Origin of the sequence: Helicobacter macacae MIT 99-5501, from assembly GCF_000507845.1 — a bacterium.
GTDB lineage: Bacteria > Campylobacterota > Campylobacteria > Campylobacterales > Helicobacteraceae > Helicobacter_B > Helicobacter_B macacae.
This window is the reverse complement of record NZ_KI669454.1, coordinates 1,243,964-1,260,543: the sequence shown is the minus strand read 5'-3', so window position 1 is coordinate 1,260,543 and position 16,580 is coordinate 1,243,964. Positions and strand designations below refer to the sequence as shown.

The window sequence follows — 16,580 nt, the reverse complement described above, 5'->3', positions numbered from 1 at the left end:
TGCTTTTAGAAAATTTAGAGTGTTTTTATGCAAAAATGCTACAAAAATGAGAAATTTTGCAAAATAGTAAAAAAATTTTTTACTAAATAAGGTTATTTTAAGTTGATTTATATAAAAATTTGCACCGATTGTAAAAGGGTAGTTTGGTAGGTGCAAAAGAGTGAGCGATTTTTAAGCATTTCTTAAAGCGAAATGTTTGCAGATTTTCCTCTAGTGCATTCTTATTAAACTTCATATTTTGCAACACCAAAACAAGCATTTGTTTAGAGAATCTAGCTTATAATTCCTAGATAAAAGCAATAGCTAAAGGAGAAAAAATGTCTAATATGGTCGCCCCAGATAATACGCCTGTCTGGGTAAATGAAAGCAGGTGCAAAGCGTGTGATATATGTGTATCACGCTGTCCAGCAGGTGTCCTCTCTATGAGGCAAGACACACACAAAGTGCTTGGCAAAGTCATACAAGTGGCACACCCAGAGAGTTGCATAGGGTGCTGTGAGTGCGAGTTGCATTGCCCAGATTTTGCGATATATGTCGCAGAAAGAAAAGATTTTAAATTTGCTAAACTCACGCAAGAAGCGCAAGAAAGAGCGCAAAAAGTGCGTGAGAATAAATATATGGCACTCTAAAATTAAAGATTTAAGGAAGAAATAATGCGAGAAGTAATTTCAGGTGGCAATGAGTTGGTAGCAAAGGCTGCCATTGATGCGGGTTGTAGATTTTATGGTGGGTATCCTATCACACCGTCTTCGGACATTATGCACGAGCTAAGCGTGCTTTTGCCTAAAAATGGTGGTAGATTTATCCAAATGGAAGATGAGATTGGTGGGATTTGCGTGTCTTTGGGTGCGGCGATGAGTGGCGTAAAATCAATGACAGGAAGCTCTGGACCGGGCATATCACTAAAGGTTGAGCAAATCGGGCTTGGATTTATGGCAGAGATTCCATTAGTGATAGCAAATGTAATGCGTGCAGGACCCTCCACAGGTATGCCTACACGCGTAGCACAGGGCGATATAAGCTTTTTGAAGCACCCTACACACGGGGATTTCAAAGCCGTAGCACTCGCACCGGGGAATTTAGAAGAATCATATACAGAAACTATTAGGGCGTTTAATCTAGCAGAGGAGTTAATGACACCTGTGTTTTTGCTACTTGATGAAACGATAGGGCATATGTATGGCAAGGCATATATCCCTGAAGTAGCTGATGTGGCAAAAACGATTGTCAATAGACGAGAATTTAGTGGCGACCCAAAAGAGTATCGTCCTTATGAGGTTGGCGCAAATGAAAGCGCGATACTAAATCCATTTTTTAAAGGCTATCGCTACCATATCACAGGGCTAGCACACGGACCGCTAGGATTCCCCACAGAGGACGCAGTACAAGGGCAGGCATTGATTGATAGGCTATTTGCAAAGATAGATTCTAGGGAGGAGCATATTTGCAAAAATGAGGAGTTGGATTTGGAGGGTGCAGACATCGCTATAATCGCTTATGGCTCTACGGCACTATCTGTCAAAGAAGCGATGATAGAGCTAAAGAAAATGGGCAAGAAAGTGGGATTATTCCGTCCTATTACGATTTGGCCTAGTCCGCAAAAGCGACTAAAAAAGCTAGGAGAGCAATTTAGCAAAATCTTAGTAATTGAGCTAAACAAAGGGCAGTATTTAGAGGAAGTTGAGCGGATTTTGGAGCGCAAAGTCGAGTTTATGGGGCAGGCAAATGGTAGAAGCATATCGCCTACTCAAATCATAGAAAAAATCAAGGAGATGTAAAATGGCGTTTAATTATGATGAATATTTACGAGTGGATAAAATGCCCACTTTGTGGTGCTGGGGCTGTGGCGATGGAGTAATCCTAAAATCTATCATTCGCACTATTGATGCACTAGGGTGGAAGATGGATGATGTGTGCTTGGTGAGTGGTATCGGGTGTAGCGGGCGAATGAGCTCGTATGTGAATTGCAATACTGTGCATACCACTCACGGACGCGCTCTAGCTTATGCCACAGGTATAAAGCTAGCAAATCCCAAAAAGCACGTCATAGTCGTAAGTGGTGATGGAGATGCGCTTGCTATCGGTGGGAATCACACTATTCACGCTTGCAGGCGCAATATCGACTTAAACTATGTGCTAGTCAATAACTTCATCTATGGGCTTACAAACTCTCAAACTTCGCCTACCACACCTAAGGGAATGTGGACGGTTACTGCGCAATATGGAAATATCGAAAATAGCTTTGACCCCTGCAAGCTAGTCGATGCTGCGGGGGCGTCTTTTATCGCACGAGAATCTGTGCTAGACCCAAAAAAAATCGAGAAAGTCTTGCTTGAGGGCTTTAAGCACGAGGGCTTCAGCTTTTTTGACATTCATAGCAACTGCCATATAAACTTAGGGCGCAAAAACAAAATGGGCGAAGCTGTCCAAGTGCTAAAATGGATAGAATCTCGCATAGTTACCAAGCGTAAATATGATGAAATGAGCGATGAGGAAAAAATAGGCAAGTTCCCAACAGGTATCCTAAAACACGATACTTCAAGGCAGGAGTATTGCAATGCCTATGAGGAAGTCATCGCTAAAGCACAAGCCACAAAAGGAGCATAAAATGGAAGCACAACTACGATTTACAGGCGTGGGAGGGCAGGGCGTCTTGCTTGCGGGGGAGATTTTAGCCGAGTCCAAAATCCGCGCTGGTGGCTATGGAATCCAAGCTTCTACTTATACTTCTCAAGTGCGTGGCGGACCCACTAAAGTGGATATTTTGCTTGATTCTAATGAGATTTTGTATCCTTATGCAAATGAGGGGCATATCGACTTTATGCTATCCACCGCGCAAGTGAGCTATGAGCAATTCAAAAGTGGCGTAAAAGAGGGTGGCATCATCGTAGTTGAGCCAAATCTTGTTACGCCTAGCAAGGAGGATTTGCAAAAATTCCAAATCTATCAAATTCCAATCATTTCTATCGCAAAAGATGAAGTCGGCAATGTCGTAACACAATCAGTTGTGGCACTTGCTGTAACGGTGGCATTTACCAAGTGTGTGGATAGGGATTTGGTATATGAAACGATGATTTCTAAAGTGCCTGCTAAAGTTGTGGAGCTAAACAAAAAGGCTTACGAGCTGGGCGAAAAATATGCACAAGAAGCATTAAGCAAAGGTGCGGCTAAAGGCTAGCCAAAAAATCTACAAAAACAACTTAAAAAGCCCAAAATACTCAAAAAATCAACATTTTTACCCTAAGATTGCTAAAATCTTAGGGTAAACTTTTACAACACTTTTATAAAACTTTTATTACTTCCACCACTTCTTAATAAAGACTTTGCTTAAAGGACACCAATGAGGCAATCATTTAGGTATAGAGGCACTACACCCAAGCAAGCATTTGGCATTATTGCGTTATTGCTTGTGCTAGTGGTGGGACTTTTGGTTGGCTCTTTGTCCTATCATCATCATCTTGTTTATAAAGACAACATAATCATCGCTTCAAAAGAAAGCAAAGATGAGAAAGATGAGGGTAGCTCAAATGAAGCAAATACCCAAGCAGAATCTAGCCAAATCCAGCTATCTACTATACAGCAAGAAATATCAGAAGAAGTGTTTGATGAGATAGAGGATAGGCTTTATGACATTATCGTAGCCGTTGATAGTAGCAGAAACTTCACTGAATTAGAGGAGGAGATAACTAAAAAGGCTATGCAAAAGATTGATAAAAACAAGCTAGTTAGCCTTACAAAAAAACTAGGTAAGGAATATATTGATGATTTGGAGAGAAAAGGGCACGCAAAGATTCGTATGAAAATCGATAAACGGTATGATGATGACTATGTTGATGAGATAGTTTCTGATGTTTTGCCAAAACTTGTGGCGTATTATAGAGAAGTAGTGCGAAGGCATGTCCTAGATAGGATTTATGCTAGGGTAAATGACGAAGTGCTAGAATCCGTAGCAGATGAAATCCTAGATGAACTTCGCACCGAATACGCTACCAAGCTAAAAGAAGAGTCAGAAAGAATGCTTGAAGAAGAGGCAAAAAAAGAAGCAAATCAAAAAAATAAAGAAAATCCAAAAAATGATAGCAAAAGTGATAGCACAAAAGAAAATACCCAAAAAGCAAGCGAGGAAAATAGCCTAGATAATCCAAAGAAAAAACAATCTAGCCTACAAAAATCACAAACGCCACAAAACCAACCAAAAACACGGCTAAATCGACAAAACTAAGTAGAGATTCTCTTGCCATTTATTCGCTCGCAATATTTTGTAGATTCTCCCACAAAAGCGACAAAATTTCTAACCCAAACTCTTGGATTTACGCCCGCGCTAGCCCAAAAGACAATCGATAAGGCTAGATTGCGTATCGGCATAGACGCTAGGCAAATCGCACAAAAAAGCGACATACTGCAAGGAATCGTGTGGCTTACGCATTTTTCGCCACATTATTACGAAGCAAGTGAGTTACTAAAGCCTATTTTTTGCACACAAGATTTTGCATTATTTGATAAACCGCCAAAGCTACTGACACACCCAAAGGGTAACTTTTTGCATAAAAGCTTGCTTGATTCGATTCGGTTTTTTTGTGGAGATGAGGCACAAAGCATTCATAGGCTTGATTTTGAAACAAGTGGAGCGATACTAATAGCAAAGCACAAAAAAGCTCAAATAGCCCTAAAAACCGCACTAATGAATCGCAAAATCCACAAATGCTATCTAGCAAAAGTGCGCGGAGAAATCAAAAATGAATGCCACATAAATGCACCTATCATCACACCTACCCGCACTCAAAAAAGCCAAAACCTCTCTATTCGCTCCAAAATCGACTATGCCGCGCTAAAATCTAATGCGACAGAATCTAGCACGCCAAAATCCTCTACACTAGAATATTCCGCACTAGAATCAAATATACTGCAATCCGCCACAAAAGAAAAATCCTCTAAAAGTGCGATTACACGCGTTGTGCCCATATATTTTGATGGGGAGCATACTTTTATCAAGGCTTTTCCACTCACGGGGCGCACTCATCAAATCCGACTGCATCTAGCACATATAGGACACGCGATAGAAAATGACTTTCTCTATGGGGTAAGCGATGAAGTAAGTGAGAGATATTTAGATGAACTTCGCATTATTAGAGCAGAATCTGCAACCCGCGCAAACATAGATACAAAATCCACAACAAAGCCAAATGAGAAATCAAATGTAAAATCTAAAGCGCAAGCAGATTCTAAAAAGACTTGCCACACAAACGAGGAATTAAATGAAATTTGTAATAAAAAATGTAGAGATTTTGCAGATAAGGTTTTGGCACTGCATTCTTTTGGTGTGGATTTTTGCTATGAGGGGGTGCGCTATATGCTTTCTACGAAAGCCCCCTCGTGGTGGGAAGCAAGATAGATAAAAAAATATAGGCAAAATAACAGACAAGATAAACAACGCAAAAACACAAAAAAGTGTAGATTTTGCTTAAAAACCTAAAAGTAAAGGAATCGTTGGGTGGGGGGGGGGGGGGAATCTAGTGGGAATGTAAAAAGTCATTTTCCCTTAAGACTTTGCTACAAATGCAACAAAATCTTAGGGAAGTAAAAAACTCTAGGCTAGATATTTTTTAGAAAAAACACTAGCAAAAGTTTTTAGAAAAAATTCCTAGAAAGTATATTGATAAACAAAAGCTATGATATTGCGCTCTTTCCAAGCAAAATCAAGCCTCGTGGTATTTCTTTTTGGCAATACTTTGTAGTAAAACTCTAGCCTATGCTTCGCACCGAGCGTGAGTGCTGCACCGAAGTTATACGCAATAGTATTTCTGTGATAGTTGGAGCGGAAACTTAGCATTTGAGAAGTAGAATCCCACACATCAAATCTAGCATATCCCACGCCACCAAACACACCAAAATATGAGTAACTATTGGGGAAGTTAAATTCTAGCAAGCCATCAATATTTGCGCTTGACATTGTTTGGGTGCGACCATTGCTAAATGGAGCGAAAGAATCCACATACACTCTAAATCCTAGAGGACTTTTGCTAGGCTTGCCAAACCCCAAAAAGCTAAAAAATCTCTGATACCCCACACCAAATCCAAATCCAATCTCTTGCTCTCTATTGAAAGCTGTTTTTGGGCGCATACTTCCTGCCATAAAGCGCAGAAAAACACCATTGCGGTTTTTTCCAAACGCACGCTTGACTTCGGCATCTCTTTGGGCTTGCTCATCATCGTCATCGTATTCATCGTCATCATCGTATTCATCTTGGAGTGCATAGCTTACGGGCTGTTGGCTTATAGGCTCTTGGGATTGAGTAGCTGGGGCTTTTATGGGGGTTTGTGGTTGGAGTGATTGCTTTTCTTTTAGGAATTGTATTTTTGCTTCTAGAGTTTCTATTTCTAGCTGGTCTCTTTCCCTAGATTCTAGCTCTTTTAGCTCTTGCTCTAAGTAAGTCTTCTTGGCTTGCAAACTTTGCTGTGGTAGCTGTGGCGAAGTGTGTGTAGGAGTGTTTGTAGGGTTTGCGCTAGCAAAAGTGGCACTTAGCACACAAGCTAGCACGCAAGTGGATTTAAGAATTTTTGATTTTCTCATCTGTTTTCCTTAATCGTGGGGTAGTTTTTATTTTGTCCTTAGCAAATACTTGAGCAAAATAAACGATTTGGATTTTAGCTAAAATGTGTAAAATTTTTATATGTTTTTTGAAAGATTTTTAAAATCTCAAAAATTCAAATCAAAAATCTATTTTTACGGATTTTTATAAAAACTCTAAATTGCAATTTTTGTCTAAAAATCCCTAAAATACTCCAAAATCAAGCCATAAAGATTACCCAAAAGGCTAGTTGTGGTATAATCTTAGCTTTAGTAGCTAAACATTACACAACGATTGCGCACAAAATCGCGCTTTTAAGATAAGCGTTTTTTGTGCTTGATTAGGAGATGCACTATGCTGATTCCGCAGTGGGACGACAAATATAGCGTAAAAAACGAGCATATAGATGAGCAGCATAAGCGGCTTTTTGTCATCGCAAAAAAGGCAGCTGAACTGCTACATAAGCAGGTGGATTCTAGTGAGATAAAGGCTATGCTTGTGGAATTGTTTAATTATATGAAATTTCACTTCCACGATGAGGAAGAATATATGGCAAGTATCAATTATCCACACTTAGAAGAGCATCGCGAAATCCACAAAGATATTGTTTTTAAGATGTCTCATCTAATCCAAAATATCCAATATGATTTCAAAAAAAAGCTAGCCATAATCACGCACGATTGGCTAATAGAGCATATTATGAAAGAGGATATGAAAATCGAGCGGTGGCACAAGCAGCACAAAAAATCCCAACAAGGAATCGCACAAGAGAATCGCCCTATTTTCTTAGATGAAAAACTGCTAGAGCAAGAGGAAGTGGCGCATTTTTATAGTTGCGATTGTAGGGAGTCTTTCCGCGTGCTAGATAGCGTGCACAAAAAAGCTCAAAGTGGTTCGGTATTTCACTGTAAAAAATGCAAATCAATCATAAAATTTGTGCGAGATGAAGTCCTAGAGGGCTAAGGCAGATGAATAAAAGCGAGCAAAATCCCTCAAAAGCCACCAACGCAAAAAACTCTAACGCGACAAATACACAAAAAAGCGATACGCTACCAAAAGCCCCACTCCAAGAGCGCACACTATATGTGTTTTCTACCCAACGGCTGATTATGGATTTTTACTCCAAACAACCACAAGGGCTTATGCCAAAGGCACTAAGCATTGGCGAGTTTTTCAAAAAATCCTACACTATCCCACACAAAACCCGCATAAATCACAGAATCCAAACTATCATTTTGCAAGGCATTTTGCGTGAAGTCATCGAGCAAAAGCCAAATATCACAAATCTTTTGGTGTTTGAAAAAAGTTTTTTGGGCTACTTGGAGGGAAGTGATTTTTTGTTGTATTTGTTTAATGAAATCAAGCAACACAATATCAAGTTTAGTGATATTCCAAATAGTGATATTTACGCGGATTTTACCGAGCATTTGGCTATCATTGAGGAGATTTTCACTCGTTTTGAGAATGCGCTACAAAAGGAGCACTTTTTTAGCGTCCCACAAAAAGATGAAATAGTCATTATTAGCGAGTTTATCCGCTCTTTTGATAGGATAGAGATTTTTATTGATGGGTTTTTGAACCCATTAGAATCCTACATTTTGGAGCAAATCGCGCTTTTTACGCCTCTATACATTCATCTTAAGCTAGATAGATACAACGCCTTACATTTCCCTTATATTGCCAAAATGCTAGAGCCAAATAACCTAGAATCTGGCTTTAGCTACACCATAGATGTTCAAAAAAAACCTGATTTTCAAAGCATTCCCACCCAAAATCTTACCTGCAAAATTATACAAAAATCTCCTCTTGCTTCCTTGCCAAGCATTGAAGCATTTGGCTTTGAGCTGCGAATAGGGCAGTGTGCGTTTGTGCTAGAAAAAGTGCGTGAGCTATTAGCAAGTGGCGTAGATGGCGAGCAAATCGCTATCATCACACCTAGCAGTGATATTGTCGAGTTTTTTGAGCTACTAGATGAAGCGCGAAATCTAAACTACGCGATGGGCAAAGAGCAATTTGGCGTTTTTGACAAACTAGAATCTTTGCTTTATGCAGGACATCAAAAAACAAACCCTAGCGAAAACAATACTATTTTAGACACCCAAAATAGCGCAAATATTTCACAGCAAAATACCAATCTTTCTACGCTAGAATCTATACTAGATTCTAGCGGGATATATGCTGATACTTCCCCAAATATCGCTAACTCTATCCAAGAAATTCTTTTGCAATACGCTCAAATCGCTTCTTATATAAACGCACTAGAATGGCAAGAAGTGGTGGAGGTTTTTTTAGAAGATTTGCACTCTTTGCGGGAAAATGACACAAGCGGGGGAAAAGTGCGGGTGATAGAAGTGCTAGAAACGCGCGGACTTAGCTTTGAGTATGTTTTTGTGCTTGATTGTAATGATGACTTTATCCCCAAAGTCAAAGATAGCGATATGTTTCTAAACACCTTTATGCGCTCAAAGCTAGGTATGCCAACACTAAAAGATAGAGAACAGCTCCAAAAGCATTATTACTACTCACTTTTTTTGCATACACGCAAAGCAGTGTATCTCTCCCACACCCAAAATGACGAAACGACAAGGGCAAGCCTGCTAGATGAGCTAAACATAAAAAGCCAAAATGGCGATGAACTCTACGCACTTTTTCCTAGCCAATCTTTGCCTGCTTTTGTCGATGAGGAAATCATTTTGCCACGCGAGGATTTACTAAGCAGAAATTTATCGCAAAAAGAGGATTTTAGGATTTTTGGAAGTTTGGATGGGTTTAGATTTTCGCCTACGAGTTTGTGGACATTTTGCCAATGCAAGCGCAAATTTTACTTCAAATATCTGCTAAAAATTAAGCCACAAGATGAGGAAAATCTATCTATGGAGATTGGCACAAATCTGCATAACGCGCTTTGTCTTGCTTTTGGCAAATACAAAAATACACCGCTAAGTTCAGAAATGCTTGAAAAAATCAAGCAAGAATTTGAAGCGAGATTGGGTGAGGGATTTGATAAGAAAGCACAAAACACGCAAGAATACAAAATCACAATGCAAGAGCGATTTGCATACAAGATAAATGCGCTAGAAATGCGTGGATTTTGGGATAGTGAAGCAAGTAGAATCCAAGATTCACAAGATATTTTATCGCAGGGTGAGGGCAAAAATGCTTTGTGTGTGCTAGATTGTGAGCGTGAGCTAGAATCTAGCCTACTTCATAATGGAAAAAGATTTTTGTTAAAAGGGAGGATTGATAGGCTTGATATGGACGCGCAAGGGCGGATTTGGATACTAGATTATAAGTATTCGCGAGATAAAGCCGATAAAGCATATTATAATTTTCAGCTTGCTTTTTATAAACTTTTGGTGGAATCAAGTTTGTTAGAAAATGGATATTTAGGATTTTTGGGTGGAGAGTGTGCGGGGGATTTGGGACAAGATTTTGTGGGTTTAGAAAAATTTATAAGCAGAGATTTTGCAAATCAAGACAGAAAAGATACTCAAGCAATGGAATCTATGCAAAAAGACAGCCAAGAAAAAGATTCTAAGGAATTTGAAGTCGTGAAAGCGGGGCTATATTTTTTGCGTGAAAATCAAAAGTCTTTTTTTATCCCAAATCAAAATCAAGCTAAAAAGGCAAAAGAGATGATTTTGGATGCTTTGCAAGATAGTGCAGGAGCGCAAGATAGTGTGGATTTGCAAAATAATGTAAATTTGCAAGGTAGTGTGGCAAAAAGCATAAGCGAGGATAAAAAAGAGGATATAAATTCCAAAAGCGTTGGCAAGGTGGATTTTTCGCTTACTTCCAAGCTGCAAATTTGCCGAAACTGCCCATATATCTGGCTGTGCAACCGCGCTTAAAAATAACTAAAATCTTGCAAAATCGCTTACAGCAAAAATCGTTTGCTAGCTTAGAAAAGCAATTTTTGTCGTTATATTTTGCAATGAGGTCGTGGTCGTATGTTGTTTTGTGCTTGTTTTTGCCCATACTTACATCATTTGTAAAATATGCAAAACAAAAAATAACTATCGAAGAATAACAAAAATGTAAAAAAACTAGCTTAGATTTGTATAAACCGCTTGCACATCGTCATCTTCCTCGATTCTATCAAGGAGTTTTTCTAGCTCGGTAATTTGCTCCTCGCTTAGGCTAATAGGGCTTGTTGGAATGCGTTGTAATGAAGCCTTTTGCACGGGGATTCCTAGCTTCTCAAACCCCTCGCTCAAAGTCCCAAAATCGCTATACTCCCCGATAGCCGCGTATCTCTTAGAAGATTCAGAATCTTCGTTTTCTTCCGCCCTCTCTAGCTCCTCTAGCCCATAATCAATGAGAGCTAGCTCGATTTCCTCCGTGCTTTTGCCCTCTGGCAGGACAAACTCAAACACACTCTTGCGTGCAAACATAAATTCTAGCGAGCCGTTTGGGACGATTTGCGCACCTTGCGTTTTGTTGAAGTAGCTTTTTATGTTGGCAATCGTGCGGGTAGGATTATCCGTAGTGCATTCGATAAAAATCAGCACACCACCGCTTGCCTTGCCCTCGTAAGTAACCTCGCTAAAGCTCCCGTCCTTGCCACTTGCGCGTTTAATCGCAGCATCGATATTATCCTTTGGCATATTTTGGGCTTTGGCGTTGGCTATGGCGGTGCGAAGCTTGGCATTCATAGCTGGGTCGCTCCCACCCTCTTTTGCCGCCATTGTGATGACTTTTGCGAGCTTTGGAAACACCTTGCTCATCTTATCCCAACGCTTTTCTTTTGCCGCCCGCCGATATTCAAACGCTCGTCCCATTGTGCTTTCCTTTGTGAAATAGATTTTGAAATTATAGAAAAAATTGGCTTAGATTTTGCTACTTTATAGCCAAAATCTTTATATAGCAGGAATCGCGTGATGACAAAAACGACACCAAAATCCACCACCCAAAATCATCAAACAACCACAACAACAACTAAGCCTAGCCACACAAAATCCGCACTAAAAGGCAAAATTGGCGAGGACAGAGCGTGCGCTTGGCTAGAATCTAATGGTTTTGTGATTTTAGAGCGCAATTTTCACTCGCGATTTGGCGAGATAGATATTATCGCTTTGGAAACTAGCAATACAAGTGAAGGCAATGAGTGCAAAGCCTGCGAGGATTTGAAGTGCAAAGATATTTTTTTGGAGCGTGAGGAGGATTTTAGGTGCAAGCTAGATTCTAAAGAATCTAAAAAAGATTTTCTCCTCAATCCCACTGCTTCAAAATCTACCTTGCACTTTATAGAAGTAAAAAGCTATACAAAAGCCGAACCTGCTTATGCTATCACGCAAAAAAAACTATCCAAAATCTATCAAAGCATAGAGGCGTATTTTTTGAATACGAGCAAAAAAATCCAAACAAGCACAAAAAAAGCAAAATCCACTGCAAAAATCACTACAAAATCTAGCACAAAACTTCGCAAGGAATTAGAAAATATTGATTTAGATTCCTTGCCTTATTGTGTTTCAGCAGTTTTGATAAAGGGCGATAAAATCAGTTTTTTATCAAATGTAAGCCAAAATACATAAGCAACAAAACACGATAAAAATTCAGCGCAAAATCTAAAATAGTGGTTTTTTTCCTTTGGTTAGTCGCAAGCGATTTACCTGTATCAGCACCGAGATTACCACTTCAAAAAACTCTCTAGGGATTTCTCTATCTAGTGGTGCGTCTTTGTAGAGGCTTCGCGCTAGAGGTGGGTTTTCTATGATTTCTATGTCGTTTTGCCTAGCGACATCTTTTATGCGGATAGCTAGGTGGTCTATGCCTTTTGCGACTACGCGCGGGGCTTGGTCTTTTTGGCTATCAAACGCAAGTGCTACGGCGTAATGCGTGGGGTTGGTAACGACTACTTGGGCTTTTGGAATCGCGCTCATCATTTTGTTCATCGCGTTTTTGCGCATAAGCTGGCGGATTCTGCCTTTTATTTCTGGATTTCCTTCGTGCTGGATAAACTCATCTTTGACTTCTTGCTTGCTCATTTTTAAAGATTTTATGTATTGTCTGCGCTTAAGCGCATAATCAGCTGCTGCCATTAGTGCAAACACCCCAATCATCGAGCCTATCAAAATCAAACATTTGTTGCGCCACCACAAAATTTGCTCTATCGCACCAAGATGAGCTACACCCTCGATTTCGTGCAAAAATAATAGCAGTATAATTCCACCAACGCCCAAAGCCACAAGCACTTTTAGCGTGATAAGCGCACCATTTGCAAGATTGTGCAAAGAAAAAATACGCTTAAAACCATTTATGGGATTTATTTTGCTAAATTTGGGATAAATCGCCTTGATACTTAGCAAAAATCCAAATTGCGCGACATTGCCTAAAATACTTGCCACAAGTAGCACCAAAAATATAGGCAATAGCATAATGCCCGTAACACTCACTAGATTCCAAAAAATATTTACAACATCAGCTTTTGTCAAATCTGTGCCATTTCCTGTCTGTGGGAAATGCAGGGCATAAGTGTAGATTCCCTTGATTTTGTCGAGCCAAAAAGGAAATAACAAAAACAGCACACCAAGCCCCACAAGCATAACCACCACTCCGCTGACTTCGGGGCTTTTGGCGACATTTCCCTCTTGCTTTGCACGGGAGAGCTTGTGCTGGGAGGGGGCTTCGGTTTTTTCTTGCTCATCTGCCATTTTGTGCCTTTAGATTTTTGGTTGTGAGGGGATTTTGTGTTTTTGCGTGTTTTTTAGATTTTGTGCCTAAAATGCGTTTTTTTACAAAAAAGGATTATAGCACAAAGGGTAAAATCTAGCCAAAAGATAAAAATCTATGAAAGTCTAAGGTTTAGCATCACGCTATGCCACGCCAAAGTATTGCCTAGAAAGTATTTTTTCTCATTTATGCTAGTATCATCACAGATAAATTCCACCACTTGCAGATTTTCTCCAAAATCTAGCACTTCTTTTGTGATTTGATTTTTTGGGATATTTTCTTTGTGCCTTATGTTTATGATGATAATGCGCGGTTTACTCTCTCTCTCTCTCTCTCTCTCTCTCGTTTTGGATTCTCTCTCAAAAAGTTTGCCAATCTTTTTGCCAAAATCAGCTAGCTCTTCTATGCTATTTGTCCTCCCACAGACAAACGCCACACAATCACAAGCCAAAATCTTAGATTTTAGCCTATCAAAACGGCACTGCATAGTTTTTCTAAAAGTAGGCAGATATTGATTTAGTGGGATAGATTTGGGAAATGCGTGGATACTTACCATACCTGCGTTGCTAGTAGAGACTACATAGCGTTCTTTAGCACTTTTTGACTTTTCCTCATAGCATTTTTCAAAAAAATCGCCAAACCCCACTTCAAAGCAACGATAAGCCTCATCTAAATCATAGCACATCATCCAATCAAGTGGGGAAGATAGCTTGCGTAGCCCATAGTTGCGCAAGTGAAGTGCTGGTTTGCACGCTTCTCCTAGAGAGATAAATATATCTGCTTGAATCGTGTCTTTTTGAAATCTACAAAAAGTGCGATGAGCAAGCACAAAAGGCAAGCTACGCACCTTTGCACGCAAGGATTTACTAGGAAAAAATATGGCAAAAAGCCGACTTAAACGCAAGGCACATTCTAAATACAACGGATACGAACGCATATTTTTCCTTAAGATTTTTATGTGGTTTTATGTTTTTGCTAGATTTTTATTCATTTTGGCGATGAAATGGTGATGAAAAGCTATGAAAGACGACAAATAAAGCGATGATTTTGTGAATATTTATGCAAATTTTAAGCGTGGGAAAATCGCAAAAAAGGCTAATGCAAAAAAAAAAGACTTAAAAATAAAAACTTGCGTAAAATCTTAAAGCAATTATTTTTAGTAGCTTTGCAATTCATTATAGAGGCTATCGCGCTCCACAGGGACAAATCCCGCATCTTTTATTTGTGCTATCATCATTTCTTTGCTTATGCCTTTTTTGGATTTTGCGCCTGCTGCGGATTGTATGCTTTCGTTTTCTATCGTGCCATCCATATCATCTGCGCCAAATTCTTGGGCTACAAGGGCGAGATTTGCCCCAAGTGTCGCCCAATACGCCTTGATATGTGGGATATTGTGCAAAATGATTCTAGCGATAGATAAAGTCTTTAGGATTTCTTGTCCGCTAAGTGGTTGGGGTAGGTTTAGGTAGTTGTTTTCGCGCTGATAGAGTAGGGGGATAAATGCGTTAAATCCGCCCTTTTTGGATTCTACGATTTGTGTGTCGCATTGTGTATCTCTAAGCCTTAAAATGTGGTCTATGCGGTGGATTCGCTCCTCAATATGTCCAAAAAGCATTGTGGCATTACTCATCTTGCCAAGTGAGTGCCAATATGAGTGGATTTCTAGCCAGCGCGTGCTAGATACTTTGCCACTACATAGCTTTTTGCGGATTTTTTCATCAAAGATTTCAGCCCCACCTCCCGGCATAGAATCCACACCAGCTTTTGCCATATCTTCTAGCACTGCTCGATAATCTTTGCCAAATCTACGACTAAGAAAATCCACTTCCGCAGCGGTCATTGCTTTTAGGTGGATTTTTGGTGCGGCTTTTTTGACTTCGCTAAAGCACTGCATATACCATTCATAAGCATAGTGCGGGCTGTGAGCAGAGACGATATGCACTTCTTTTGCCCCACGAGATTGTGAAGCGACCGTTTGGGCGACTACTTCTTCAATCGTCATTTGATATGGATTTGGATTTCGCCTGCTTGCAGAAAACGCGCAAAACTTACACACATCAGCGCAGATATTTGTGGGATTTATATGGCGATTCATATTAAAAAATACTTTGTTTGCGTATTTTTGCTTACGGATAGAGTTTGCTGCCTCGCCAAGCGTAAAAATATCGCACTCATACAAGCGCACTAGCTCGCTAGCAGAGCACTCTTTCCCTGCTAGGACTTGCTCTAAGATAGTGAGTGGATTTGCTGAAGTGGTTGAGATATTTGCAGTGCTTGCGGTATTTGTCGCGCTCATTTGCTCTCCTTATTTTTTGCCTTATTTTTTGCCTTTTTTTACCTTAAATCTTTACCTTATTTTTGCTTTAGTTGTTTTGCCTTTTGTCTTGTGGTTGATTTGTTTGTGATTTTATTTAGTCGTGTTTAGTTTTTGCGCTTACCACACTTGCATTTGAGCTTTTGCGCTTTGGTAGAAATTCCCCGCTTTCCCCTCAATCTCATACTCAAGCCCAAATCCATATTTTACCGTTGCGATTCCACTTCGCTTCACAGAGACATTTTCATAAGAATCCTGCGAGATGGGCAAGCTACCCACGCTTACGCTTGAGTGAGGTGGAATCTTGCGTGAGAAACTTTGCTCAGAGATTAGATTTCCATTCATATACAGCGCACCATAAGTGATAGTGATAAAAGATTCTGTGAGGTTTTGAACCATTATATTTACACTTCCAGAGCCTACGCGAAATGGCGTGGTGCTAAGCAAAATATGCTTATTTTGTGCCTGCATACTTGGCACGCTTACATTTGAGAGCACATATCTTGCGGGCGTATCTCCAGCACTATTTGTGATAGTGATGTCAGCACCATAGCTCAAAAGAAGCGAAATCATCTGTGAGTTGCGCAAAGCTACCGCATAGTGCAAAGCGGTATTGCCACGAATAGAATCCCTAATATTTGGGTTTGCCCCCGCTTTTAGTAGGATTTGAGTGAAGTTTAGGTTGTTGAACTGCACGACTTTGTGCAGTGCTGTTTCCCCGTGAGAGATAGCATTTACTTTTGCGCCCCGCTTTAGTAGGAGGTATAAAATATCAGTGTTGTTTTTGCGCGAAGCGTCATAAAGTGGCGTGCTTCCTCGAAGTCTGCTATTTACATTTGCACCCAAATCCACTCCCTTGCGGACATCGGCGTAGTTGTTTGAAAAGAGCAAATAATCATAGCGATTTGCACTAAGAGTGCTAAAAATCCCCCCACACAGCACAAAGGCAAAAAACAATCTAAAAAAATTATTTCCCATCTAGATTCTCCTTAAAATTATGTGTCTATACACAAATGCTATAATCT

General features: G+C 39.9%; 15 protein-coding genes. 9 read left to right on the top strand and 6 right to left on the bottom strand.

Annotated features, from left to right (window positions below; translation table 11 throughout):
* Positions 1–317 precede the first annotated feature (317 nt).
* The 6 genes from HMPREF2086_RS05505 to HMPREF2086_RS05480 all read left to right on the top strand — a co-directional run bounded on the left by HMPREF2086_RS05505 (position 318) and on the right by HMPREF2086_RS05480 (position 5,392).
* The gene (locus HMPREF2086_RS05505; protein ID WP_023927776.1) at positions 318–629 is read left to right on the top strand and encodes a 4Fe-4S binding protein; all 312 of its coding nucleotides are present in this window, start codon (positions 318–320) and stop codon (positions 627–629) included.
* Between the two features lie 24 nt (positions 630–653).
* Entirely contained in the window at positions 654–1,778 is a 1,125-nt protein-coding gene (locus HMPREF2086_RS05500; RefSeq protein WP_023927775.1) for a 2-oxoglutarate synthase subunit alpha, read from the top strand.
* Position 1,779: 1 nt separating this feature from the next.
* Complete coding sequence (locus HMPREF2086_RS05495) at positions 1,780–2,607, top strand: 2-oxoglutarate ferredoxin oxidoreductase subunit beta (protein WP_023927774.1); 828 nt, start codon at positions 1,780–1,782, stop codon at positions 2,605–2,607.
* Position 2,608: 1 nt separating this feature from the next.
* Positions 2,609–3,178, top strand: a complete 570-nt coding sequence (locus tag HMPREF2086_RS05490; RefSeq protein ID WP_034560402.1) for a 2-oxoacid:acceptor oxidoreductase family protein — start codon at positions 2,609–2,611, stop codon at positions 3,176–3,178.
* Positions 3,179–3,340: 162 nt separating this feature from the next.
* Entirely contained in the window at positions 3,341–4,222 is an 882-nt protein-coding gene (locus tag HMPREF2086_RS05485) for a hypothetical protein (protein WP_023927772.1), read from the top strand.
* A gap of 12 nt (positions 4,223–4,234) precedes the next feature.
* Complete coding sequence (locus HMPREF2086_RS05480) at positions 4,235–5,392, top strand: pseudouridine synthase family protein (protein ID WP_023927771.1); 1,158 nt, start codon at positions 4,235–4,237, stop codon at positions 5,390–5,392.
* Between the two features lie 249 nt (positions 5,393–5,641).
* Here HMPREF2086_RS05480 and HMPREF2086_RS05475 read toward each other — a convergent pair whose 3' ends face one another.
* The gene (locus tag HMPREF2086_RS05475; protein WP_023927770.1) at positions 5,642–6,571 is read right to left on the bottom strand and encodes a porin family protein; all 930 of its coding nucleotides are present in this window, start codon (positions 6,569–6,571) and stop codon (positions 5,642–5,644) included.
* Positions 6,572–6,923: 352 nt separating this feature from the next.
* Here HMPREF2086_RS05475 and HMPREF2086_RS05470 point away from each other — a divergent pair, with 352 nt between their 5' ends.
* Together HMPREF2086_RS05470 and HMPREF2086_RS05465 are read left to right on the top strand one after the other, a co-directional pair.
* On the top strand, positions 6,924–7,532 hold the full coding sequence (locus HMPREF2086_RS05470) for a bacteriohemerythrin (protein WP_023927769.1): 609 nt from the start codon (positions 6,924–6,926) through the stop codon (positions 7,530–7,532).
* A 5-nt stretch (positions 7,533–7,537) separates the two neighbouring features.
* Positions 7,538–10,420: a PD-(D/E)XK nuclease family protein gene (locus HMPREF2086_RS05465; protein ID WP_023927768.1), complete on the top strand. Its 2,883-nt coding sequence runs from the start codon at positions 7,538–7,540 to the stop codon at positions 10,418–10,420.
* Positions 10,421–10,615: 195 nt separating this feature from the next.
* On the opposite strand, the gene HMPREF2086_RS05460 is transcribed toward HMPREF2086_RS05465, so the two are convergent.
* A complete protein-coding gene (locus HMPREF2086_RS05460) occupies positions 10,616–11,350 on the bottom strand; it encodes a YebC/PmpR family DNA-binding transcriptional regulator (RefSeq protein ID WP_023927767.1) in 735 nt (244 codons plus the stop codon).
* A gap of 195 nt (positions 11,351–11,545) precedes the next feature.
* Here HMPREF2086_RS05460 and HMPREF2086_RS12515 point away from each other — a divergent pair, with 195 nt between their 5' ends.
* Positions 11,546–12,103 carry a YraN family protein gene (locus HMPREF2086_RS12515; protein ID WP_232219095.1) on the top strand — a complete coding sequence of 186 codons (558 nt, stop codon included), beginning with the start codon at positions 11,546–11,548 and terminating at the stop codon, positions 12,101–12,103.
* A gap of 33 nt (positions 12,104–12,136) precedes the next feature.
* On the opposite strand, the gene flhB is transcribed toward HMPREF2086_RS12515, so the two are convergent.
* From flhB to HMPREF2086_RS05435, 4 genes are all read right to left on the bottom strand, one after another.
* Positions 12,137–13,222, bottom strand: coding sequence for a flagellar biosynthesis protein FlhB (flhB, locus tag HMPREF2086_RS05450; RefSeq protein WP_023927765.1), 1,086 nt, complete (start codon positions 13,220–13,222; stop codon positions 12,137–12,139).
* A 134-nt stretch (positions 13,223–13,356) separates the two neighbouring features.
* Positions 13,357–14,178 (bottom strand): DUF1796 family putative cysteine peptidase, encoded by an 822-nt coding sequence (locus HMPREF2086_RS05445; protein ID WP_023927764.1) that lies wholly within the window; start codon positions 14,176–14,178, stop codon positions 13,357–13,359.
* 219 nt (positions 14,179–14,397) lie between these two features.
* Positions 14,398–15,537, bottom strand: a complete 1,140-nt coding sequence (gene mqnE, locus HMPREF2086_RS05440) for an aminofutalosine synthase MqnE (protein ID WP_023927763.1) — start codon at positions 15,535–15,537, stop codon at positions 14,398–14,400.
* Positions 15,538–15,675: 138 nt separating this feature from the next.
* The gene (locus HMPREF2086_RS05435) at positions 15,676–16,533 is read right to left on the bottom strand and encodes an ankyrin repeat domain-containing protein (protein ID WP_023927762.1); all 858 of its coding nucleotides are present in this window, start codon (positions 16,531–16,533) and stop codon (positions 15,676–15,678) included.
* Between the last annotated feature and the right edge of the window lie 47 nt (positions 16,534–16,580).

Coding starts and splice junctions, on each gene's coding strand:
- HMPREF2086_RS05475 (WP_023927770.1), bottom strand. CDS start 6,571: ATGAGAAAATCAAAAATTCTTAAATCCACTTGCGTGCTAGCTTGTGTG.
- HMPREF2086_RS05495 (WP_023927774.1), top strand. CDS start 1,780: ATGGCGTTTAATTATGATGAATATTTACGAGTGGATAAAATGCCCACT.
- mqnE (WP_023927763.1), bottom strand. CDS start 15,537: ATGAGCGCGACAAATACCGCAAGCACTGCAAATATCTCAACCACTTCA.
- flhB (WP_023927765.1), bottom strand. CDS start 13,222: ATGGCAGATGAGCAAGAAAAAACCGAAGCCCCCTCCCAGCACAAGCTC.
- HMPREF2086_RS05485 (WP_023927772.1), top strand. CDS start 3,341: ATGAGGCAATCATTTAGGTATAGAGGCACTACACCCAAGCAAGCATTT.
- HMPREF2086_RS05470 (WP_023927769.1), top strand. CDS start 6,924: ATGCTGATTCCGCAGTGGGACGACAAATATAGCGTAAAAAACGAGCAT.
- HMPREF2086_RS05465 (WP_023927768.1), top strand. CDS start 7,538: ATGAATAAAAGCGAGCAAAATCCCTCAAAAGCCACCAACGCAAAAAAC.
- HMPREF2086_RS05445 (WP_023927764.1), bottom strand. CDS start 14,178: ATGCGTTCGTATCCGTTGTATTTAGAATGTGCCTTGCGTTTAAGTCGG.
- HMPREF2086_RS05500 (WP_023927775.1), top strand. CDS start 654: ATGCGAGAAGTAATTTCAGGTGGCAATGAGTTGGTAGCAAAGGCTGCC.
- HMPREF2086_RS05505 (WP_023927776.1), top strand. CDS start 318: ATGTCTAATATGGTCGCCCCAGATAATACGCCTGTCTGGGTAAATGAA.
- HMPREF2086_RS05435 (WP_023927762.1), bottom strand. CDS start 16,533: ATGGGAAATAATTTTTTTAGATTGTTTTTTGCCTTTGTGCTGTGTGGG.
- HMPREF2086_RS05460 (WP_023927767.1), bottom strand. CDS start 11,350: ATGGGACGAGCGTTTGAATATCGGCGGGCGGCAAAAGAAAAGCGTTGG.
- HMPREF2086_RS05490 (WP_034560402.1), top strand. CDS start 2,609: ATGGAAGCACAACTACGATTTACAGGCGTGGGAGGGCAGGGCGTCTTG.